Annotated in this window: 3 protein-coding genes; 2 read left to right on the top strand and 1 reads right to left on the bottom strand. The window is 39.3% G+C overall.

Annotated elements, in window-relative coordinates; genetic code table 11:
- Positions 1-58: 58 nt before the first annotated feature.
- Together dapA and H5072_RS13525 are read left to right on the top strand one after the other, a co-directional pair.
- On the top strand, positions 59-976 hold the full coding sequence (dapA, locus tag H5072_RS13530; protein ID WP_182693814.1) for a 4-hydroxy-tetrahydrodipicolinate synthase: 918 nt from the start codon (positions 59-61) through the stop codon (positions 974-976).
- A gap of 129 nt (positions 977-1,105) precedes the next feature.
- A complete protein-coding gene (locus tag H5072_RS13525; RefSeq protein WP_182693813.1) occupies positions 1,106-2,410 on the top strand; it encodes a DEAD/DEAH box helicase in 1,305 nt (434 codons plus the stop codon).
- Between the two features lie 31 nt (positions 2,411-2,441).
- Here H5072_RS13525 and H5072_RS13520 read toward each other — a convergent pair whose 3' ends face one another.
- A complete protein-coding gene (locus tag H5072_RS13520; protein WP_182693812.1) occupies positions 2,442-3,941 on the bottom strand; it encodes an amidase family protein in 1,500 nt (499 codons plus the stop codon).
- Between the last annotated feature and the right edge of the window lie 57 nt (positions 3,942-3,998).

The following is a 3,998-nucleotide window of genomic DNA, read 5'->3' as shown; positions in this document are numbered from 1 at the left end:
CCAAAAGTACCCGCAATTATGTTACAAATAGCGCAAGTTTTATAAATAATGATTTTTTATGCGCACCCTAGAGAAAATTAAACAAGCAAGCCTTATTACAGCTATTAAAACGCCATACTTAGCAAACGGTGAAATAGATCTCGCAAAGTACGATGAACTCGTAGAAATACAAATTGCAGCGGGCGTTGATGGCATTGTAGTCGGTGGCACAACAGGCGAAGGCCAGTTAATGAACTGGGAAGAGCATTTAATGCTTATAGCGCACAGTGCAAACAAGTATGGCGACAAACTGGTTATTGTTGGTAATACCGGTAGTAACAACACCCGTGAAGCGATTAAAGCAACTAAATATGGCTTTGCCAGCGGTATGGATGCAGCACTGCAAATTAACCCGTATTACGGACGTACGTCAATCGCGGGTGTTAAAGAGCACTTTAAACGCGTACTTGATATTGGACCTGCCTTTATTTACAACGTAGCAGGGCGAACAGGTCAAGACCTAACACCTGATATTATTGAGCCACTCGCTAAGCATGAATATTTTATTGGTGTTAAAGAGTGTGGCGGTAATGAACGTATTGCCCATTATGAACAACAAGGTATTGCATGTTGGTCGGGTAACGATGACGAAAGTCACGATGCGCGCCACACACATAAAGCGCACGGTGTTATTTCGGTTACTTCTAACTTAATACCTGGGTTATTTCGTCAGTTAATGGATACTAAAAATGATGAGTTAAATACGTCATTACAACCATTAATGAACTGGTTGTTCTGTGAACCAAACCCGATTGCTATTAATACCGCATTGATGATGACAGGTGCAGTAAACCCTGTATTTAGATTACCGTATTTACCGCTTAGTGATGAGCAACAAAAAGTAGGTTTGCCATTAATAAATGAGCTTAACGAACGTGAAGTTGTCGGTGGTAAAGCACAGTTATTAAAACAAAATGAGGTATTAACGCTTTCTTGAGTTGATAATCAATATTTTAATGACTTAACAAACTAATTTTTAGCTTTTAATCCAGTTTAAAGCTAACTGTTGACTCGTTTTTGCTGTATAATTTGCGACCCTTGATAATGTGGCCGTAGGTTATACAGCATGAATTTTAAATCTTTTAGTTTCGCTCCTGAAATCATCCAGGCGTTGGACGAACTTAACTATCACACTCTTACGCCCATTCAGCGCGCAGCAATCCCTGCTGTTCGTAAAGGTAAAGACGTTTTAGCCAGTGCACAAACTGGTACCGGCAAAACTGCCGCGTTTGCTTTACCTATCATCCAAAAATTGGTTGAGTCTGAACTCAGCACAACGAATGCACCTCATGCGTTAGTACTTGCTCCAACGCGTGAACTTGCAGAACAAATTGCAAATAATTTTAGAGATTTTGCAAAGCATACATCACTTAAAGTTGTTAGTTTATTTGGTGGTGTTAGTACCGCCGGCCAAGCAAACGCTTTAAATGAAGGTGTTGATATTGTTGTTGCAACCCCAGGTCGTTTATTTGATCATATTCGTTTAGGTAACTTAAGCCTTGCAAGTGTTAAGCACCTTGTTCTTGATGAAGCTGACCGTATGCTTGATATGGGCTTTATTGAAGACATGCAAAACGTGATTAAAAGCTGTGCAGAAGAGCGCCAGATTTTACTTTTCTCAGCTACATTCCCTGCAGCAATTAAACAGTTTGCATCTAAAGTATTAAAACAAGCTGAAATAGTGCGTGTTGATCAAACTAACAGTACAGCAAGTACTGTTGAGCATGTTGTTTATCCTGTTGAAGAGCGTCGTAAGCAAGAGCTACTTTCTGAATTGATTGGTAAGAAAAACTGGCAACAAGTGCTTGTATTCGTAAACATGAAAGAAACGGCTGATGAGCTTGTTAAAGAGCTTAACCTTGATGGTATTCCGGCAGGCGTTTGCCACGGTGACAAATCTCAAGGTAACCGTCGTCGTGCTTTACGTGAGTTTAAAGAAGGCAAAGTACGTGTATTAGTGGCTACAGAAGTGGCTGCTCGTGGTATTGATATTGATGGCTTACCTCGTGTAATTAATATTGATTTACCATGGCTTGCAGAAGATTACGTTCACCGTATTGGCCGTACAGGTCGTGCTGGTCGCCAAGGTCAAGCAATCTCATTTGTTAGCCGCGAAGAAGAAAACACTTTGTTTGAAATTGAAACGTTAATCGGTCAAAAAATCAAACGTGTATATTTAGAAGGTTACGAAGTAAGTAACCGTGAAGTACTAATTGATAAAATTGGTAAAAAACCAGCGCATTTACGCCGTACACGTTCTAACAAGTTATCAGGACAAGCAACCGGTGAAGCGAGAGCAGTAAATCGCTCACGTATTTCAAGCGTTCGTAAAAGCTTAAAAGGCGAAAAACTGTCACTTAAAAAGTCATAGTTAACGCCGTTTAGTTTAAAAAAACCTGAGTTTACTCAGGTTTTTTTGTGCCTGATGATAACACCTCATCAATAATATTTGCGTATACATAAGCCGCTTGCTCGCCCTCTTTATTTGCTATTATGGACAAACCAACTGGTAAACCACTTACTTTGCCTACCGGCAGAGTTATGTGCGTTGTGCCTGCAATAGCAGATAACGAACTACTACTACCATTAAAATTATCACCATTAACTAAGTCTGTCTTCCAGGCGGGTGATACTGTAGGCGCTATAACAATATCAAGCTTGTTGTTTTTATATACATTAACAATGGCTGTCGTTGCTAAAGTGCGATAGCGTTCTTTAGTCTCTTGGTATTTTTGTTTGTTAGTTAAATCAATAGCCTGAGATTGAACTAGGATGTCTTGCTCAAAGTGGGGCATTTCTGTATTTTTATTTTGAATATTAAAATTAATAAGTGCTTTTAGGCTTTTTACAGCCACTTGTGCTGGAGTGCTTGCGAGGTAGTGATTAATTTCGGCTTTGAAGTCGTAAAGTAAAATATAGTATTCATCAACAAATAGCGTATCTAAGTTGTCAGTAATATCTACATTAATAATAGTGTGCCCAGCCTGTTTTAATGCTTGTAACTGCTTGGCATAAAGGCGCTGCGTTTCAATTGTAAATTTATCGCTAGGTAGCGCACCTATAATAAGTGATGATTTTGATTTTAGATTACCTGTATTTAATTTAAACCCTGTAGTTGTTGCATCGAGAGAGTCCTCACCTTGCAAAACTGATAAAACCAGCAATGCATCTTTAAGTGAATGCGCCATCGGCCCTACTGAGTCTTGACTACTAGAAAGAGGCACAACACCTGAGCGTGATACTTGGCCCATACTCGGTTTTATTGCATAAACTCCATTTACTGAGGCAGGGCACGTAATTGAACCGTCTGTTTCAGTCCCTAATGCTATGGGCGCAAAGTTAAGTGCGACTGCCACAGCAGAGCCTGCACTAGAACCACATGGATTACGTGTTACATCGTGCGCATTATGTGTTTGTCCGCCTACGGCACTCCAGCCTGACGATGAATAGGATGAACGAAAATTTGCCCATTCACTTAAATTAGCTTTACCTAAAATTATAGCGCCCGCATTACGTAGTTGTTTAACAACAAAAGCATCATTATTAGTAACGTTATTTTTAAGTGCTAAAGAGCCAGCCGTTGTGGGAAGTGTGCCTTTTGTTTCTATATTATCTTTAAGAAGTACAGGTATTCCGTGTAATGGACCTGTCCAAGTGTCTTTGGCGGCAAGTTCATCTAACGTTTTAGCTTGAGCAATCGCTGTAGGCTCAATACTAATAACTGCATTGTATTGTGGGTTAAGTTTATTAATTCGGTCTATATAATTTTGGGTGAGTTGCTGTGCATTAATAGAATTATTTTTATATGCACTGTGGATTTCATCGATGGTTTTTAGCTCTTGTGCTTTAGCGTTAAAAATTGCTAATACACTAAGCAACGAAAAGGTAAATGTTTTGATCATTGTTGAGGTGCTTGAGTTGTTATTATTTTCTATACATTTAGCACAAAAAAACCTCAC

It is taken from the genome of Pseudoalteromonas sp. SR45-5, from assembly GCF_014163565.1.
Lineage (GTDB): Bacteria > Pseudomonadota > Gammaproteobacteria > Enterobacterales > Alteromonadaceae > Pseudoalteromonas > Pseudoalteromonas distincta.
Note: the sequence above shows the minus strand (reverse complement) of the source record. Positions and strands in the feature narration are given on the sequence as shown.